This window comes from Vibrio ishigakensis (assembly GCF_024347675.1).
GTDB classification, from domain to species: Bacteria; Pseudomonadota; Gammaproteobacteria; order Enterobacterales; family Vibrionaceae; genus Vibrio; species Vibrio ishigakensis.
Genome location: NZ_AP024882.1, coordinates 1,768,699 through 1,785,530, shown reverse-complemented (window position 1 = coordinate 1,785,530; position 16,832 = coordinate 1,768,699). Strand labels below are relative to the sequence as shown.

Genomic DNA, 16,832 nt, shown 5'->3' with positions numbered 1-16,832 from the left:
GAATGGTCATCGCTTCTGCCAAAGCTCAGACCTGCATTGTAATTGGCACATCATCTATTGAAGTAAGGAAATGCAACAATGCGTATCGAACAAGAACTTAAGTTAGGCTTTAAAGATGTACTGTTTCGCCCGAAGCGTTCAACACTAAAAAGTCGTTCTCAAGTAAATTTAACCCGCGAGTTTACATTCAAGCATAGCGGTCGTCAATGGTCTGGTGTACCTGTAATTGCAGCAAACATGGATTCTGTGGGCAGCTTCGAAATGGTAGCGGCTCTAGCTGAGCACGACGTAATGACTGCAGTGCACAAGCACTACACAGTTGAGCAATGGGCTGAGTTCGTTCAAAACGCTGATGTTAAGACTCTAAACAACGTATTCGTATCTACTGGTACTTCAGAAGCTGACTTTGAAAAAACTAAGCAGATCATGGAGTTATCAGAAGAGCTAATCTTCATCTGTATCGATATCGCAAACGGCTACTCAGAGCACCTAGTTGAGTACGTACAAAAAGTACGCGCTGAGTTCCCTAACAAGGTTATCTCTGCTGGTAACGTAGTAACTGGCGACATGTGTGAAGAGCTAATCCTTGCTGGTGCTGACATCGTTAAAGTTGGTATCGGCCCAGGTTCTGTATGTACTACACGCGTTAAAACTGGTGTTGGTTACCCACAACTTTCTGCAATCATCGAGTGTGGTGACGCAGCGCACGGCCTTGGCGGCATGATCATCGGTGACGGTGGTTGTTCATGTGCAGGTGACGTTTCAAAAGCATTCGGTGGCGGTGCTGACTTCGTAATGCTTGGCGGTATGCTAGCAGGTCACGAAGAGTCAGGCGGCGAAGTAATCGAGCAAGACGGCAAGACCTTCATGAAGTTCTACGGCATGTCTTCACAAAGCGCGATGGACAAGCACTCTGGCGGTGTTGCGAAATACCGTGCAGCTGAAGGTAAAACCGTACTTCTACCATTCCGTGGTAGCGTTCACGGCACTATCTCAGACATCCTAGGCGGTGTTCGTTCAACTTGTACCTACGTAGGCGCGGCAAAGCTTAAAGAGCTAACCAAGCGTACTACCTTCATCCGTGTACAAGAGCAAGAGAACAACGTATTCGGTAAAGAGTAAGCCGATACTATGAATCAATGAGAAGAGCCGCTTAATTAAGCGGCTCTTTTTTTATGCATACGTTTTTAGTTAAACGAATAACGCTCAATTACCTCAACTGAGGTGTCTTCAATAAGCTCATGGGTAATATCACAAATCAGAGCCATAACTGCTGGCGTTACTCCGTAGGCGATGCAACTTAGGAATCGTTGCAGATGATCCGTTAGGGATTTATAGGATTGCTCGGCCTTTTGCCAACAGCCTTGATACTCAATGGCATTTACCTGCTCACTCTCTAACAGTAGCTTTAGAGACTCTAGCTCTGGATTTTCTATATCACCTTCGATGGTCGTTGCCATCTTATCAAGTTGCACCTTTATAAATAGTGCAATCTGTTCCTCAGTCTTTAGTTGCTGAAGAAGCAATAGCTTTCCCTGCCTTATTGTTGTTCTTGTCCCGAACTTCCAGTTTTCTGAAGTGTACATAAGGATTACTCAGGTTAATTTTATTGGAGCAGTGTACGCTTTTTATGAATGATTACTTGTCATTTCATGCCATCCAATAAAGTACTGATTTATTAGTAAAAAAGGTCACTCCAATCTGCACTAATAACAGAGAGTGGGCTGAGACCAAGGTACTGTTCCCCGCGAGCAGGTATATAGTCCAATGGTAGTCATTCGGTGACATTGTGATACTTAGGCTTGTTGCTTCCAGTTAATCGCATCAACATGTCACCAAATGGCAATCTAATTTGAATAACTCACGTATTCTATGCGCCTTGTTTAAGAGTCTTTATTAGCAATTACAACTGAGGTTAATGAATATGATGAGTGTAGTTTTGCAAAAAGTGGTCCCCCCTAAGCCTTATCTGGTTTTGGGTAATAGAATGTTTATTCTTTCTATTGTGCTATTAATCATCAGTGCGTATCTCTATGACGCAGGTGAAGCCTTTGTGGCGGTTGAGGTGGGGATCATTCACTATCTTTTCTGTCTAAAGTTCTCTTCATCTGAGTCGGCTGTAAAGGGTAGCTTGATACCTTTGCTGACTACGTTAATTGCGGTTCCGCTATCCCTTGTTGCTATGCCTTGGGCGCCGTTAACCACAGCAATCTTTACCTTTGTACTGGTGCTGTTTGAGCGCGATTCACACCACCAAAGCGTGCCTAAATACATACTGCCTCTGACTTTCTTGTTGTTGTCTATGATGATGGTGCCATCAAATGTTGACCCAATTGCGCTTATGACTCAGCGTGCTGTGTCTGTAATTTTGGGTATTGTGGTTGCGATAATTGCGGCAACCATTGTTTGGCCAAATCCTGAGAGTGGAAGCGAGCAAGCCAAGCAAGCGTATAAACTGAACAAGGTGGACCTAAAGTATTCTGTGCGTAAGGCGCTAGGTGTTGGTCTTATTCTTTGTTTAGGTCTTATCGGCGGTAGTGGCGCGGCACTGGGAGCGTATCTATTTATGATGATCCACAGCCCGCTGACTAAGAATCTAGCACCAAAAGCTTGGGAGCGATTGAGTGGTACCGTTCTGGGGGCGTTAATTTATGTTCCCCTCGGTTTAATGTTGGGTTACATGGATTCTCCGTTAGTAGTGAGTGTCATCACTTGGAGCCTAGTGATTGTGTCCCTATATATGATTTTGGTTTATCTGGAGCACAACTATACGGTTGCTACTGCGTTTATCATGCTATTGATATTAGCTGTATCCGTAGGCCCATTTAATAGCGAAATAGTTGAGGCCGTACTTATGCCTAGACTCTGGTTCACTATTGTTGGAGGTGTCAGCATGATCATCTTGGGGCTCTTGATCCCATTACGTGAAGCTGAACTCCAGTGACATTATGATAAGTTTACCTACTTAAGGAGTAAGAGGAGGTTACGGTAGCTATTTTTACCCCATAACAAGACATAGGTGTAATCCCGCAGGCCTATTTTCTATACGCCTTTAATTTGTCATCTGGCATGAAATGGCAACTTTCAAACAATAAGTTTCGATAGACTAGCGCCCAGAAAAACCTAAATATCGTCCAGAAATTAAACGCAAAATAATGAGCAAAAAGATAGAAAAACGAATCCGCCGTAAGTGGTATCACAAGGCTTTAGGTGTTGAAGAGCGCTGGTTAAAAGCTGATGGGAGCATCGTCTATATAGGTGGAATCCTGGGACTACTTAGTCGAACAAGGTAGTCCCTTAGCTCTTCGCGATTACCCTTAAGCCCAGTTGCACTCTTAGTGCAAAAGCAAAATTCTGGGATTGCTAGCATCGCCTTATTTCAATATCAGATAGAAATAAGACGATGAACAAAACCCTAATTCCTTCTCTGTTACTGGCCTCTTTTTCATCTTTGGCTCTTGCTGAAACTGAGGTTCAAGACATGTCCGACCCTCTAGCGGTCTATACACAGCTTGGTGCGGGTTATACCGACCGTGGAATCAACTTTAAATTGGGTCAAACCTTTGACACGGGCAACGATGCCACTATGGGCATGAACGTACTCGAATTTAAGGGAGCGTTAGGTGATAGTTTGGGCTTTAGAGACTATGCAAATGACAGTATCGATAGCGTTCGCTTTCGTCGTTTCGAGGCAGACTTGACCAATGGCCGTGGTATGCAGATAGACATGAGCTATGACTTTAACAATGAGGCGGGCAGTGCCTCTTATAGCTTTATTCAAGCCTTACCTAAACTGGGCCCTGTGCAGTTCTATCCTTTGGCTGGGCTAGGTGTATCCTTTGCTAATAATGCTATAGGTGATGATGGTGAGGTGATCAGCGGTTATTCGGTGCCGGGCACATTTGCTGTTGTGGGTACTTATACCAAGATTGAAATCACGGATAAGATCTGGCTTAACTACAACCCTATGTGGATGACTACTTTATCGGGATCAGACGTGTATAAGGATGCTGGCTTTGCCGGTGAGTCGTCTATCCTTGCGCATGAGGTTGCAGCCTCTTATCAGTTCACATCACGCTTTAATGTGCGTTATTTTGCCAACTGGAACGAGTATGGCAACTTTAAAGATGGTGAGCATCGTATTGAGTTCAACTACCAAATCTAGTTATTTAGAGCGCTCCAATTGGGGGCGCTTTTTAGTTTTCGGTAAGAAGGCAACCTGAGAGCTTGATGGTGCCGTTTACCTTGGTGACTTTCTTTTTGGCTAGCAGTTCGTCGATGACTTCGGCTATGGTGTTCCTTGAGGTGTTGATCAGTGCGCCTAGTTCTGAATAGTTAAGGTGCACGGTTTTGTTTTCATCTACAGTAGCGAGGAAATTGAGAGCTCGGCTTACCTTTAGAGTAGGGTTTTTCTCTTTACGGATAAACAGAAGCAGCGAAGACGCATTGAGTTTTTTTGATACCGATGCCAGTAACAGATGGTTTAATTCGATAGAGACCTCGAGTAATCGTCGCACTTTAGAAAGAGAAATATAAAGGACTCTAGATTCTTGCATACAACGAATATCGCAATGTCTTTGGCTAGGTTGTAAGGCATAGGCATCGTTGATGATCATGCCGGGACCATACACTTTAAAGGCGTGTTCTTGACCTTCTTCCAAGGTAGGTTGTGCGCCGAACATACCAGATATAGGAAATATTAGACTAACGGGTTCTGCGCCTTCTAGGGCAACTAGATTGCCTTTTTCTATTGTCTTCACTGAGCCCATACTAAATAGGGTTTCAGCCAACTCCATCGAAATATCTAGCTTCTGCTTTAAAACTAGAACCTCAATCGAATACGTCATTTCCCAATCCTCAACTGCGTCTTAGAGGGGAGATATTATCTGACGTTAGCTGACTCATCTAATAATCAATTTTAAGCAAATGTGTCCCTTTTTGACGAGGGTTTGATCCTACATATGCGGTTGTACAAGTCTCGCCAGCTGCCGAATAATCCTTGCCATCGATAATAAGCAGGCACTCATTAGCCTGCTGATTCTTATCGATTTTTCATTCTCTAAATGCCATTGACCCTGAAATGAAATGGCACCCCATTATAAAAATAAGGATCGGTTTCTACTATGAAATTAAAGCTAGTGACTATTGCAGTGGCGAGTACCTTTGCAGCCCCTTTTGCAACTGCAGCCACGGTTTTTCAAGATGATAAAACTACCCTAAACATCGGCGGTCGCGCTGAGGTTCGTGGTAACTTTTCTGACGCAAACAAGACAGACAAAAACGGTAGTAGCTATTCAGATGCATCTCGCGTACGTTTGAGCGTTGATGGTACTCAGAAGATGTCTGAAGATGTGTCTTTCTTCGGTAAGTATGAGTTTGAACTGACCGAAAACGAAGACGGTACCAAAGACGATGTAGCAGTAAACACCCGTCACCTATTCGCTGGTGTTCAATCTACTTATGGTAACTTTTACTACGGCCACCAAAACAATGCGGTCACCTACTTAACCGATTGGACGGATATGGCGGAAACCTACAGTGGTTATATCAACGAATACACAGTAGCGACTGCTGACCGCGCTAAGAATGTTCTTAAGTATGAGATGGCTTTCGACAACGGCTTAAGCGTACATGTAGACGGCAACTTCAACTCAGACAGTGAAAGTGCTCAGAGTAATGGCTACGGTGCAGTAGTGGCTTATGCATTACCTATGGGTGTTGAAGTGGGTATCGGTTACGCGTCGAGCGATGAAACCTATGGTGCTGGCAACAAAACTGACCGCTCTGATGCTTACATGGCGGCAGCAAAATACACCAATGACAACGGTCTTTGGTTAGCGGCACTTTATCAAGGCGGTAGCATCTCTAAAGAAGGCGTGAAGGGCTCTGACTACAATGCAGCAGACGCTTACCTTGGCTACGCGTTTGGCGATAACAACGTAAACCTGACCTATAGCTACTTCTCTGCAGATGACATCGAAGAGCTAGATATCAACTTTATCGGCCTTGAGTATGCTCGCTACATCGGTGATATGGCGTTCTTTGGAAGCTATAAGATCAACCTACTTGACGAAGGTCAGGGTGGTATCGGTGACAACGACCAAGACGAGATCATGCTTGGTATGCGTTACACCTTCTAAGTGTTAAAAGTGAAAAATCCCGACTCTCAATTGAGGTCGGGATTTTTTTTATCTTGAAGCGCGGCGCCAGTGAAAATTGATGCCTGTTTTTGCCTTCTTACGACCTAAAAAGTAGCACACTAGCATACCTGCAAACCCAAGCAGTGCGATGGGGCCTGCGGCAAATAACCAGATGAAGGAAACGCCGGTGATGGTATGCACCGCATTTAGTTTGTTGTCTACAAACAAGCCAAAGATGTAGGCGAGGATAAAGAAGGTAATAAAGTAAATAAGCATCATGTTGAGAGCACCGCGACTGAATGAAGTGTGATCATAGTCAATAATTGTGCACTTTAGTTACCAATATGTGCCAACTAAAAATTTTTATCGTTTCCATTTGACTTGGGTGCAGGACACAACCTTTAGCATGTTTATCAAAGTCTAAATCTCAGGGAGAAGAAACATGAGTTGTTGTAATAAGCCACCCAATGGCGGAACCGAGAACCCAAAGTTGTTGTTGCAGGTGACATTGGGGATATTCGCAGCGATTTTTCTGATTGCCTATTTCTTCGGTTAATTGCTTAAGGAGACGAGAATGAAAAAAGTAATTCTGTTGGTGTTGTTAGCAAGTGGTGTGGCCTCGGCCTCTGTTTTTGCAGCTGAAATAGCAAAGCACCATGGAATGATGGACGGCAACAGCATGGAGCAGATGATAAAAGACCATCCTATGATGGCTAAGATGCATGACATGATGGCTGGCAAACCTTGTGATGAGTTGATGTCGCAGACTACACCAGATACGACAACATCCGAACACGGATAGAATATAGTCAGTGGCTCGATATGGGTGTGATTAGGAGCAATGCCGATCAGTTAGGGCTTAAAGGGGGGCATTGAGCCGAATGGCTCTCTTTTAGCTTTTCTATTGCCCGAGAAGTCATGAACAATATGAACAAAACTCCCAATATGCTCCTAATTCACAATATTCGTTCTTTAAAGACGTCCCGTTAACAATCGTTTAACTTTTTCATCGACCTATAAAAACAGCCGCGCTTGCGGTACATAAGGAACGTGAATCATGTTAAACAAGTTCAAACCTTCGATTGCATCGGCTCTACTGACCGTCGTTTTCTCTTTTTCAGCAACAGCAGCGGATATTGATAAAATCCACTTCTTGATCCCTGGTGGCGCCGGTGGCGGTTGGGACATGACCGCGCGTGGCACAGGCGATGTTTTGGTAAAAGAAGACCTAGTGGAAAAGGTTTCTTTCCAAAACCTATCTGGTGGCGGTGGCGGTAAGGCTATCGCGCACCTGATTGAGACCGCTAAGCGCCAAGAAGACACCTTGATGGTGAACTCAACCCCTATCGTGGTGCGCTCTTTAAGTGGTGTTTTTCCTCAGTCTTTCCGTGACCTTACCCCAGTTGCAGCAACCGTTTCCGATTATGGCGCTATCGTGACCTCAGTAGACTCAAAGTATAAGACTTGGGAAGACGTGGTTGCGGACTTTGAGAAGAACCCTCGCAGCGTGAAGATTGCTGGTGGTTCGGCTCGCGGCAGTATGGACCATCTAGTGGTAGCAGCAGCGTTTAAAGGCGAAGGTTTTGATGCCCGCCAGGTACGTTATATCGCTTATGACGCAGGTGGCAAGGCGATGGCAGCACTGCTTTCAGGTGAGACTCCGCTGCTGTCTACGGGTCTAGGTGAAGTGCTAGAGATGTCCAATTCAGGACAGGTTCGCGTGCTTGCGGTGACTGCGCCTAAACGCCTTGAAGCAGCACCTGATATTCCGACTCTAACTGAGTATGGCAACGACACAGTATTTGCTAACTGGCGTGGTTTCTTTGCCGCTCCTGGTACTGAACAAGCGAAGATCGATGAGTGGAACAAGGTGCTATCTAAGATGTATAACACCGATGAGTGGCAGGTAGTGCGTGACCGCAACGGTTGGATCGACAACTACAAAGCTGACAAAGATTTCTACACCTTCCTTGAAGATCAAGAGAAGCAGATGGGTTCACTAATGAAAGAGCTTGGCTTCCTTAAATAATCAAACATAGGCCAGTTTAGGCTGGCCTCTTTTCCAATTTTCTCTGTATATGGGTTTTACCGACTGATTAGGTCTGCCTTTTCATTCTCCTTACCTATTGGCTAATGCCAACCTTGTTCACCCCTTTGCTGAACCGCCCATATACAGTTTCTATTTAGGAGAGAGAGATGTCTCATCTATCTTCCCCCTTAAAAGGCCAGTTGCTGTCCCGAAACCGCGTCGGTGCCTTGCTGTTTTTGTTGTTCTGTTTGGGCTATGGATATCAAACCAGCCTGATCCCTCTCTTTCCGGGTGATGAGTACGAACCCTTCACTGCTCGCACTCTGCCAACCATCTTGACCTGGGTTGGTGTTGGTCTGGCGCTAATGCTTCTGGTAACGGGCAAGAGCGATCAAGAGAGCAGCGCAATCATGGACTTTAACTGGAAGCTGTTGATTAGCTTTCTGGTACTGATGGCTTTGTATGGGGTTGGTCTTACGCATCTTGGTTTCGTACTGGCAACCAGCCTTTTCTTGTTGGCAGGTTTCTACCTTCTGGGAGAGCGCAGAAAGCCTGTGCTATTTGGCGCTTCTTTCCCGTTTGTGATCGGGTTTTATCTATTGCTGACTCAAGGGCTAGATATCTATCTTGAGCCGGGCACCTTGATTCTGTGGTTTATGTAGGGAGACATAAGAATGTTAGACGGAATTTTCCAAGGGCTCTCTACGGCCATCATGCCATGGAATATCTTGATGGTGGTGGTGGGCTGCTTTGTGGGTACCTTTATCGGTATGTTGCCAGGGCTTGGCCCAATCTCAGCTATCGCGCTGATGATACCTATCACCTATGGCCTTGAGCCTTCTTCAGGTCTTATTTTGATGGCGGGCGTGTATTATGGCGCGGTATTTGGCGGCTCGACCTCTTCAATCTTGATCAATGCGCCTGGCTGCTCTTCTACTGTAGTGACCGCCTTTGATGGTTATCCTATGGCTCAGAAAGGACAAGCAGGTAAGGCGCTAGCTCTGGCGGCTTATTCTTCGTTCACTGGCGGTACACTATCAGCGCTGATGCTGCTTGTGGCAGCGCCCGCTTTGGCTACTGTGTCATTGAGCTTCCAATCTTCAGATTATTTTGCGCTTATGCTTCTTGGCTTATCGGCAGTAGCCGCATTTGCTGGTCCCGGTCAGGTTATCAAGGCTTGGATGATGACGGTGCTTGGTCTGATGCTTTCAACCGTGGGTATCGATAAAGGCGTAGGGGTTGAGCGATTTACCTTTGGTCTTACCGACCTGATGGATGGCTTTAGCTTTTTGCTTTTGGCAATGGCGACCTTTGCTTTGGGTGAAACCTTGATGGGGATCTTGAAGCCCTCTCAAGATACTAGTGCTCAAGAGAATGAGCAGATGAGCAATATCGGTAGCATGAAGGTGACCAAAGAGGAGTTTAAGGATGTCGCGCCTACCTCTATTCGTTCTTCCATTCTGGGTTTCTTTACCGGGGTTTTGCCGGGTGCGGGTGCAACTATCGCAGCTTTCCTTAGTTACGGTATGGAGCGTAACCTAGCTCCGAAAGATAAACAGAAAGAGTTTGGTAAGGGCAGTATCCGCGGCTTAGTTGCTCCTGAGTCTGCTAACAATGCAGCCTCTAGTGGCTCGTTTGTACCTCTGCTTACTTTAGGTATTCCGGGCTCAGGCACAACGGCTATTATGCTAGGCGCCTTGATTGCCTATGGGATTCAGCCTGGTCCGCGTTTGTTCGTTGAGCATCCGGATGTATTCTGGTCGGTGATCATCTCCATGTACTTTGGCAACATAGTATTGGTTATCCTGAATCTGCCTTTGATTCCGTATATTTCTAAGCTTTTAGCTGTGCCAAGAACAGTATTGCTACCTATGATTCTGTTCTTCTCAATCACAGGGGTATATCTGGTTTCGTTCAATACTATGGATGTGTTTGTGATGCTGTTGGTGGCCATGGGTGCAATAGCCCTGAGGCTGGCGAACTTCCCATTAGCGCCATTGCTTCTCGGATTTATTCTAGGTGGGATGATGGAAGAGAACCTTCGTCGCGCTTTGATGATAAGCGATGGCGAGCTTTCATTCCTATGGGAGCGCCCAATTACTATGGTCTTTACCATCCTCTCGGTAATGGTATTAACGGCGCCAATCTGGCGAATGGCGTTTAAGAAATTAAAGCCACAGCCTCAAACTAACTAGGTCATTAGCCCCTAATACAAAGCGCAGGCTAATGGTCTGCGCTTTTTACTATTGGCGAACGTAGGTTCGCTCCGGACGTCCTACCGTGCCATAGAGCACATCGGTTTTAACCTCTTGGGTGCTGACCAAGAACTCTAGATATCGTCTAGCGGTGCTTCGGCTAGCTCCTATCTCTTTCCCTGCCTCATCCGCTTTCCAAGCGTTCTGCCCCTTGAACAGATCCCGTATCTTGTTAAGAGTCACCGCATCAATGCCCTTTGGCAGTCTATCTGGTTCGCTCTCTTGCTCTTTTCGCTCTGCGCTTAATAGGGAGTCCACAAAGTCCTGATCAAAGGTATCGGTAGACTCGATGAGCTGTTGTTTAGATAGGTAATTATTAATCGCTGTATCTAAGCGGGGCAGCATGACGGGTTTTAGTAGATACTCTACAACGCCTAATCGCATGGCACTTTGTAAGATCTCAGGCTCGCGCGCGGCGGTGATAAGAATGATGTCGGTCTGCTTGCCTTGTTGTCTGAGTCCTTGGATAAGCTCCAAGCCTGTGCCATCGGGCAGATAGACATCCAGTATTATCAGGTCTGGATTGAGCAGGTCTATCTGCATCTCTGCTTGTTTTTTATTAAGCGCGATGCCGACAATCTCAAGATTTGGGTTTGCTTGCAGATACTGAAGGTGAAGCTGTGCAATCGCTTCATCATCTTCAATGATTAGGGTTCGGATTTTGTTGTTCATTTATATCCCTTCCTTAGGAATGAATACTGCAAATTGAGCACCATATTGAGGGCCGTTTTCTGCTTCTATTGAGCCTTGATAACGCTCTACGATCTCTTTCACCAGATGTAGACCTATGCCGTGTCCTTTCTCAGTTTTGGAAGAGACTCCCAGAGTGAAGAGTTGCTCTACATCAATCTGATTTGGGAGTCCGCGACCAGAATCTGTTACCTCTAAAATAAGGTCGTTACCGAGATCGGACACAGATACCTTTATAGGTAGAGGCTTTGACTCCAGACTACTAGAGGCGTCAAAGGCGTTATCGATAAGGTTACCGAGCACGGTGACTATGTCCTCAGCCTGAATATGGTTAGGTAGGGGAGAGAGCTGACTCCCTTCCTCTATTTTTAGCTCTAGCCCAAGCTCACGAGCACGCTCTATCTTGCCTAGTAATAGACCGGCAACGAGTGGCTCTTGAATGTTCTGATGAAGCTGAGATATCAGCTGCTGATAATGGTCGGACTCTTGACCAATCAGCTCTTGCACCTTGTCGATACGCTCCAGATGGAGAAGGCCACTGATGGTGTTGAGCTTGTTACGATATTCGTGGGTTTGTGAGCGTAGCAGTTCAGCGTACTGCTTAGTTTGTGATAGCTGTTTAGTGAGCTCATTTATCTCGTTTTTCGGCCTGAAACTGGATACCGCACCTATAGTCTTGCCATCGACAACAATCGGCTGACGGTTTGCCACTATATGTACGCCATTGAGCAGAAGGTCGATATCGTTCTCAGCGCTGTGGGTACTGAGCAGTTGATTGAGCTCGCTTCTCGGTAGCACTTCGGACAGTGGCTTATTGAGTACCTTTTCAGGTTTAACGCCAAGGATCTGCGCTGCACGAGTATTGAAGATACGCACTCGGCTGTGACTGTCTATGCTAACAACCCCTTCTTTGATGGTACTCAGGGTCGCATCTAGCTCACTGAACAGGCGAGACATCTCTTCGGGTTCAAAACCTAGCAAGGTGGTCTTAAATCTTTTGTAGGCGTAGTTGGAAAGTAGGCCGTTAAGCAGCGCAACTCCAAGGGCAATGCAGAGTAAAAAGATAAGGTAGGGTTCGATACGCTGCTGCAGGCTAACTAGTAGGTATCCAACAGAGACTACGCCTATGATCTCGCCTTTGTCGTTAAACACCGCTGTCTTACCGCGAACAGAATGCCCGAGAGAGCCCTGAGCAAAGGAAACATAAGATTCGCCATGGGTGAGAGCACGGATGTTATCGCCACCGCGCATTGGCAGGCCAAGGCGCTCTGCTCTTGGGTGGATGAGGCGTATCCCCTTGTTATCACCAATCACAATAAAAGTAGCCCCTAGGGCTTGGGTAAGAGAGGCCATCTTTATATCTAGATCACCCACCTCTCGGGTCTCGATCATCTTGATAATCGATGGACTGTTTGCCAGAAAGTTGGCCACGCCTAGTGCTTTCTCACCGGTCTCTTGCTCTTGGGAGCTCTTGATGTAATAGAAACCTGCAATGGAAAGGATTACCAGTTCAATGAAGCCAGATAGCACCATCACCAATAGTAAGCGTTTGCGTAGGCTTAATGCACTCCATGTCACCGTGACTTTTCCTTGTTACTAGTAATCCAAATGTTACTGAAAAGTAACATTTAACAATGGGAATGCTTAGCCTAGGTGTGAATTAGTGAGAGATGGCTCGGAGTAGAACAGAAATTCTGTGTAACAGCTCTCAATGGTGGAGGGCAGTGCTTGAGCTGTCGGTTTTGTAACGGGCATAAAAAATGCCACTCGAGAGTGGCATTTTGAAATCTTGTCTGTACTTAAAATTAAAGTACTACAACGTTCGCTGCTTGAGGGCCTTTTTGACCTTGCTCTACTTCGAACTCAACCTTTTGGCCTTCAGTTAGAGTTTTGAAGCCGTCGCCAGTGATAGCACGGAAGTGTACGAATACATCTTGACCGCCGTCTTGAGCGATAAAACCAAAGCCTTTAGTTTCGTTGAACCATTTAACAACGCCAGTTGTTTTATTAGACATGATAGTGTCCCTTACAAAAGAATTAACAGTTACATATAAACATGCTGATTAGTTGAATAGAAAATTATAACCAATGAAAAACAACAAGTAGCGTCGAACAATGAAGGGATACTATAAATCTTGCGTTGCTCGGTATTTCACTTTCAACTTTATATATCAGACGCAATCGATACTAAGGCAACTAATTACTTTGTCAATCAAAGTCGTAAAAATATCATGTAACTTTCATCTTATTCGTTAACTGTATCCAACTTTTCTTGATGATAATCGTGCTTTTTTATTCATCGCACTAACAAGGTGCAATTCTCCGGTGGCTTTTATTAACCTTAAAAAGCATCGTCGATGAGTATGCTAACCCCTTGTTTTTCCACATTTGAAACCTGATTTCTCGTTTCTCTGATAGGTACAGAGTGCATAGGCTTTGCTAGAGTCGTATTTAATTTTGCGTAAGGATTTGTTACATGCTCGCGCGTTTTATCAAAGCCGGTGCTCTTATTGCTCTTTCTACAGGGGCGAGTATGGCTGCTCCTCTACATTCATCTGATTCGGCAAATTGGTATCGAGATGCAGCGGTCTCGCCAGATGGCTCTCAGATAGTATTTCGCTACTCAGGCCAGTTGTGGTTAGTGCCAAGTAAAGGTGGCGATGCCATTCCGCTTACCAGTGAGTCCGTGTTTAGTAGCCACCCTATATGGTCACCGGATGGGAAGTCCATCGCCTTTAGTTCCAATCGATATGGGGCAGGGGATGTGTTTTCTATGGATGTGCAAAGCGGAGAGCTAACACGCCTTACCTACCATCCAAGCCAGGATGTACCCTATGCATTCAGTTCAGATGGACAGCGTATCTATTTTGAATCCATGCGTATCGGTCGAAGCGATAAGAACGTCAACGATGGTTTCTTCGGTGAAGCCTTTTATCTCTATTCGGTAGGCTCACAAGGTGGTCGTGAAAAGCTAGAGTTGGCTAATGGGATCAGCAGTTTTGCCAGTGCGCACAACAAGCAGGGCTATCTTTATACCAACCGACCTTCGTTTGTCGAGCAGGCGTATCGCAAACATCACACCTCATCGGCGGCGCGAGATATCTGGCTTTATCAGGGGGGCAAGCACCTTCAACTGACTCAGTTCAAGGGGGAAGACAGAGATGCTCACTGGTCTTCAGATGATTTGGCCATGTATTATCTTTCCGAACGTTCGGGTTCATTTAACGTTTGGCGTAAAGGTCTAGATTCTTCAAATTCAGAACCCACTCAACAAACCTTTTTTAAAGACTTTCCAGTGCGCGCTTTGTCAGTGAGCAACAAAGATGATCTTGTATTTAGCTATGACGGCGATATTTGGTTAAAAGCTAAAGATGACGAGAAGAGTCATAAGGTGGACATTCATATCCGCAAGCTGGGAATGAAGGATGGCAGTCGTAATGTAAATCTTAAGTACGAGATTTCGGAATTTGCTATATCTCCAACTGCGCCAGAAGCGGCCATAGTTGCGCGTGGTGATATCTTTGTAGTCTCTATGCGCTCGGGCAACTTGGTTCGTGTTACCCATACCCCAGAAAAAGAGGCGTCGGTTTCTTTCTCCGCTGATGGTAAAAGTCTCTATTACACCTCTGAGCGAAACGGTAACTGGGATATATATAAGAGCGAGATAGCGCCAACGGATGAGAGCTTTATCACTGCCTCTAACATTAATGAGCAGGCAATTACCCAGACCGATGTCGATGAGACACAGCCTCTGCTCTCTCCTGATAACGGCAAACTGGCTTATCGGGTAAACAGCAATAGTCTAGTGGTGGAAAACCTTAAAGATAACAGCACCGAAACCCTTATCTCAGCGAAAGAGTTTTATTCATACGAGGCTAGCGATTGGCACTACTCTTGGTCGCCGGATAGCCGTTATATGGTCTCTCGCCTGGGTACCGTGCTTGGCAAAAACCAGATAGCGCTGTTTGATACCTCAGGTAAGCAAGACAAAATGGTGCTCAATAACAGCGGCTTTATTAAGTATTCGCCTAAGTTCTCCCAAGACGGGCAAATCGTATATTGGTTTACCCCACGAGACGGAAATACTGAACTCGATGGCTCACCAGTGGCAGGAGATATTTATGCGCTTGCCCTAAACCCAGTGGCTGATTACAACTGGTTTAGGCCGGACGATGGCACAGATATTAAGTCTGGTAAGAAAGAGGATGATAAATCGACGCAGTTTGAGGCGAATGGTCTAGATAATAGATTGCATCGTTTAACGCCATTCTCATTAGATATCAAAGATATGTTCTTGTCCCCAGACAATAAAGACTTGTTGGTGGTGTATTCCCAGAAAGACAACTACGTGTTTGCGGACATCAATACCAAAACTGGCGAATTCAATCAGATGCTTACCCGCCCTAAAAATGCGGTAAAAGATGTGCAGATGAGTCCGAGCAATGACGCCGTGGTGATCCTTGGAAATGGCATGATCGACAAGGTAACGCTCGCTAACCATAAATCGGATGCGAAGTATTTCGATGTGCAGGCCGAGTTCAACTTTGGCAAAGAGCGTGAATATATCTTTAATCACGTCTGGCGTATGACTAAGAACCGCTTCTACGATAAAGGTCTTCACGGTGTGGATTGGGATGCATTGGGTCAAAGTTACTCGCGCTACTTACCTTCGATCCATACTTATCCAGAATTTGCCGAGATGCTGAGCGAGATGGTCGGTGAACTGAATGCTTCGCATACCGGAGCAAACTATTTTGGAGCTGGTCGTAATCGGGAGAAAGTGGCTAGTCTAGGTGTTTTCTATGATGACACCTACCAAGGTGAGGGTATAAAGATAGATAAGGTGCTGCCAAATGGACCTGTAGACCTGCCAAACTCTCCTATATCTGATGACTCAATTATTACGGCTGTCAACGGCAAGACGATTGCTAAAGACAAAGACATCTATCCATATTTGAGAAACCTAGAGGGCAAACTTACTACTTTAACCGTTAAAGCCCCTGATTCGGATAAAACCGACACGGTTCAGGTGTTCCCAATCGACCAATATAAAGAGAGCAAGCTTTCTTACAGCTATTGGAATAACACGCGTAAATCTTTGACCAATAAACTGTCAGAGGGTCGTATCGGCTATATCCATGTGCAGCAGATGGAGTCGGAAGATTATAAGAAGCTGGTGGATAAACTATTTGGTGAAAACCAAGACAAGGATGCGGTTGTAATAGATATTCGCTACAACACGGGCGGTAATATTCATGATCAGTTCATCGACCTGCTGTCTGGCGTGGATTACGGTGAAGCGGTCAGTCGAGACGGCTACAAGGCAGCAAACTTCCCACTGCGTCGTTGGACCAAGCCAACCATATTGTTGGCTAATCCATCTAGCTACTCAGACGCTTCCGTTGTGGCAAAGCTGTATCAAGATAATAAGCTAGGTAAGCTGGTGGGTGATGCAGTTCCAGGTACGGGTACCTTTGTTAACTGGCAGACACAGCAAGAGCCTCTATTGCAATACGGTGTTCCTCAACTCGGCATCAAAGACAGTAAAGGCAAGTGGCTTGAAAACCAAGATATCACTCCGGATGTACTGGTGCACAACTACCCAGAGAGCGTTGCTCGAAATCGGGATGTGCAGCTAGAGACAGCGGTGAAGCAACTTCTGTCGCAGCTCAACACCCAAAAATAAGCTAATCAACCCGCCCAAGTGGCGGGTTTTTC

At 45.6% G+C, this 16,832-nt stretch carries 15 protein-coding genes; 9 read left to right on the top strand and 6 right to left on the bottom strand.

The genetic code is table 11. The annotated features are described in order from the left end of the window. The first annotated feature begins 78 nt into the window (after window positions 1–78). On the top strand, window positions 79–1,122 hold the full coding sequence (locus Pcarn_RS21985; RefSeq protein WP_261836468.1) for a GMP reductase: 1,044 nt from the start codon (window positions 79–81) through the stop codon (window positions 1,120–1,122). Between the two features lie 65 nt (window positions 1,123–1,187). On the opposite strand, the gene Pcarn_RS21980 is transcribed toward Pcarn_RS21985, so the two are convergent. Then, window positions 1,188–1,526, bottom strand: a complete 339-nt coding sequence (locus Pcarn_RS21980; RefSeq protein ID WP_261836467.1) for a hypothetical protein — start codon at window positions 1,524–1,526, stop codon at window positions 1,188–1,190. A gap of 461 nt (window positions 1,527–1,987) precedes the next feature. Between Pcarn_RS21980 and Pcarn_RS21975 the strand changes: the two genes are divergently transcribed. Together Pcarn_RS21975 and Pcarn_RS21970 are read left to right on the top strand one after the other, a co-directional pair. After that, a complete protein-coding gene (locus tag Pcarn_RS21975) occupies window positions 1,988–2,944 on the top strand; it encodes an FUSC family protein (RefSeq protein WP_261836466.1) in 957 nt (318 codons plus the stop codon). Between the two features lie 459 nt (window positions 2,945–3,403). Next, window positions 3,404–4,165, top strand: coding sequence for a hypothetical protein (locus tag Pcarn_RS21970; protein WP_261836465.1), 762 nt, complete (start codon window positions 3,404–3,406; stop codon window positions 4,163–4,165). A gap of 31 nt (window positions 4,166–4,196) precedes the next feature. Here the strand turns inward: Pcarn_RS21970 and Pcarn_RS21965 are convergent, their stop codons facing one another. Continuing rightward, window positions 4,197–4,847: a Crp/Fnr family transcriptional regulator gene (locus Pcarn_RS21965; RefSeq protein WP_261836464.1), complete on the bottom strand. Its 651-nt coding sequence runs from the start codon at window positions 4,845–4,847 to the stop codon at window positions 4,197–4,199. 276 nt (window positions 4,848–5,123) lie between these two features. Here Pcarn_RS21965 and Pcarn_RS21960 point away from each other — a divergent pair, with 276 nt between their 5' ends. Next, on the top strand, window positions 5,124–6,140 hold the full coding sequence (locus Pcarn_RS21960) for a porin (RefSeq protein WP_261836463.1): 1,017 nt from the start codon (window positions 5,124–5,126) through the stop codon (window positions 6,138–6,140). Window positions 6,141–6,188: 48 nt separating this feature from the next. Here Pcarn_RS21960 and Pcarn_RS21955 read toward each other — a convergent pair whose 3' ends face one another. Then, window positions 6,189–6,419, bottom strand: a complete 231-nt coding sequence (locus Pcarn_RS21955) for a hypothetical protein (RefSeq protein ID WP_261836462.1) — start codon at window positions 6,417–6,419, stop codon at window positions 6,189–6,191. A gap of 295 nt (window positions 6,420–6,714) precedes the next feature. Here Pcarn_RS21955 and Pcarn_RS21950 point away from each other — a divergent pair, with 295 nt between their 5' ends. The 4 genes from Pcarn_RS21950 (at window position 6,715) to Pcarn_RS21935 (ending at window position 10,364) form a co-directional block, all read left to right on the top strand. Beyond that, window positions 6,715–6,942: a hypothetical protein gene (locus Pcarn_RS21950; protein WP_261836461.1), complete on the top strand. Its 228-nt coding sequence runs from the start codon at window positions 6,715–6,717 to the stop codon at window positions 6,940–6,942. Window positions 6,943–7,197: 255 nt separating this feature from the next. Then, window positions 7,198–8,169 (top strand): tripartite tricarboxylate transporter substrate binding protein, encoded by a 972-nt coding sequence (locus Pcarn_RS21945; RefSeq protein WP_261836460.1) that lies wholly within the window; start codon window positions 7,198–7,200, stop codon window positions 8,167–8,169. A 167-nt stretch (window positions 8,170–8,336) separates the two neighbouring features. After that, window positions 8,337–8,831 carry a tripartite tricarboxylate transporter TctB family protein gene (locus Pcarn_RS21940; protein WP_261836459.1) on the top strand — a complete coding sequence of 165 codons (495 nt, stop codon included), beginning with the start codon at window positions 8,337–8,339 and terminating at the stop codon, window positions 8,829–8,831. A 12-nt stretch (window positions 8,832–8,843) separates the two neighbouring features. Beyond that, window positions 8,844–10,364 (top strand): tripartite tricarboxylate transporter permease, encoded by a 1,521-nt coding sequence (locus Pcarn_RS21935; RefSeq protein WP_261836458.1) that lies wholly within the window; start codon window positions 8,844–8,846, stop codon window positions 10,362–10,364. A 48-nt stretch (window positions 10,365–10,412) separates the two neighbouring features. On the opposite strand, the gene Pcarn_RS21930 is transcribed toward Pcarn_RS21935, so the two are convergent. The 3 genes from Pcarn_RS21930 to cspE form a co-directional block, all read right to left on the bottom strand. Beyond that, window positions 10,413–11,096 carry a response regulator gene (locus Pcarn_RS21930; RefSeq protein WP_261836457.1) on the bottom strand — a complete coding sequence of 228 codons (684 nt, stop codon included), beginning with the start codon at window positions 11,094–11,096 and terminating at the stop codon, window positions 10,413–10,415. Then, window positions 11,097–12,692, bottom strand: coding sequence for an ATP-binding protein (locus Pcarn_RS21925; RefSeq protein WP_261836456.1), 1,596 nt, complete (start codon window positions 12,690–12,692; stop codon window positions 11,097–11,099). A gap of 227 nt (window positions 12,693–12,919) precedes the next feature. After that, window positions 12,920–13,129 carry a transcription antiterminator/RNA stability regulator CspE gene (gene cspE, locus Pcarn_RS21920; protein WP_261836455.1) on the bottom strand — a complete coding sequence of 70 codons (210 nt, stop codon included), beginning with the start codon at window positions 13,127–13,129 and terminating at the stop codon, window positions 12,920–12,922. Window positions 13,130–13,590: 461 nt separating this feature from the next. On the opposite strand from cspE, the gene Pcarn_RS21915 reads away from it, so the two are divergent. Further along, window positions 13,591–16,800 carry a S41 family peptidase gene (locus Pcarn_RS21915; RefSeq protein ID WP_261836454.1) on the top strand — a complete coding sequence of 1,070 codons (3,210 nt, stop codon included), beginning with the start codon at window positions 13,591–13,593 and terminating at the stop codon, window positions 16,798–16,800. Window positions 16,801–16,832: the final 32 nt, after the last annotated feature.

Bases quoted from the DNA above. Each gene is read 5' to 3' on its own strand.
- cspE (WP_261836455.1), bottom strand. From the start codon at position 13,129: ATGTCTAATAAAACAACTGGCGTTGTTAAATGGTTCAACGAAACTAAA.
- Pcarn_RS21940 (WP_261836459.1), top strand. From the start codon at position 8,337: ATGTCTCATCTATCTTCCCCCTTAAAAGGCCAGTTGCTGTCCCGAAAC.
- Pcarn_RS21960 (WP_261836463.1), top strand. From the start codon at position 5,124: ATGAAATTAAAGCTAGTGACTATTGCAGTGGCGAGTACCTTTGCAGCC.
- Pcarn_RS21915 (WP_261836454.1), top strand. From the start codon at position 13,591: ATGCTCGCGCGTTTTATCAAAGCCGGTGCTCTTATTGCTCTTTCTACA.
- Pcarn_RS21965 (WP_261836464.1), bottom strand. From the start codon at position 4,847: ATGACGTATTCGATTGAGGTTCTAGTTTTAAAGCAGAAGCTAGATATT.
- Pcarn_RS21955 (WP_261836462.1), bottom strand. From the start codon at position 6,419: ATGATGCTTATTTACTTTATTACCTTCTTTATCCTCGCCTACATCTTT.
- Pcarn_RS21945 (WP_261836460.1), top strand. From the start codon at position 7,198: ATGTTAAACAAGTTCAAACCTTCGATTGCATCGGCTCTACTGACCGTC.
- Pcarn_RS21935 (WP_261836458.1), top strand. From the start codon at position 8,844: ATGTTAGACGGAATTTTCCAAGGGCTCTCTACGGCCATCATGCCATGG.
- Pcarn_RS21975 (WP_261836466.1), top strand. From the start codon at position 1,988: ATGTTTATTCTTTCTATTGTGCTATTAATCATCAGTGCGTATCTCTAT.
- Pcarn_RS21970 (WP_261836465.1), top strand. From the start codon at position 3,404: ATGAACAAAACCCTAATTCCTTCTCTGTTACTGGCCTCTTTTTCATCT.
- Pcarn_RS21985 (WP_261836468.1), top strand. From the start codon at position 79: ATGCGTATCGAACAAGAACTTAAGTTAGGCTTTAAAGATGTACTGTTT.
- Pcarn_RS21950 (WP_261836461.1), top strand. From the start codon at position 6,715: ATGAAAAAAGTAATTCTGTTGGTGTTGTTAGCAAGTGGTGTGGCCTCG.
- Pcarn_RS21930 (WP_261836457.1), bottom strand. From the start codon at position 11,096: ATGAACAACAAAATCCGAACCCTAATCATTGAAGATGATGAAGCGATT.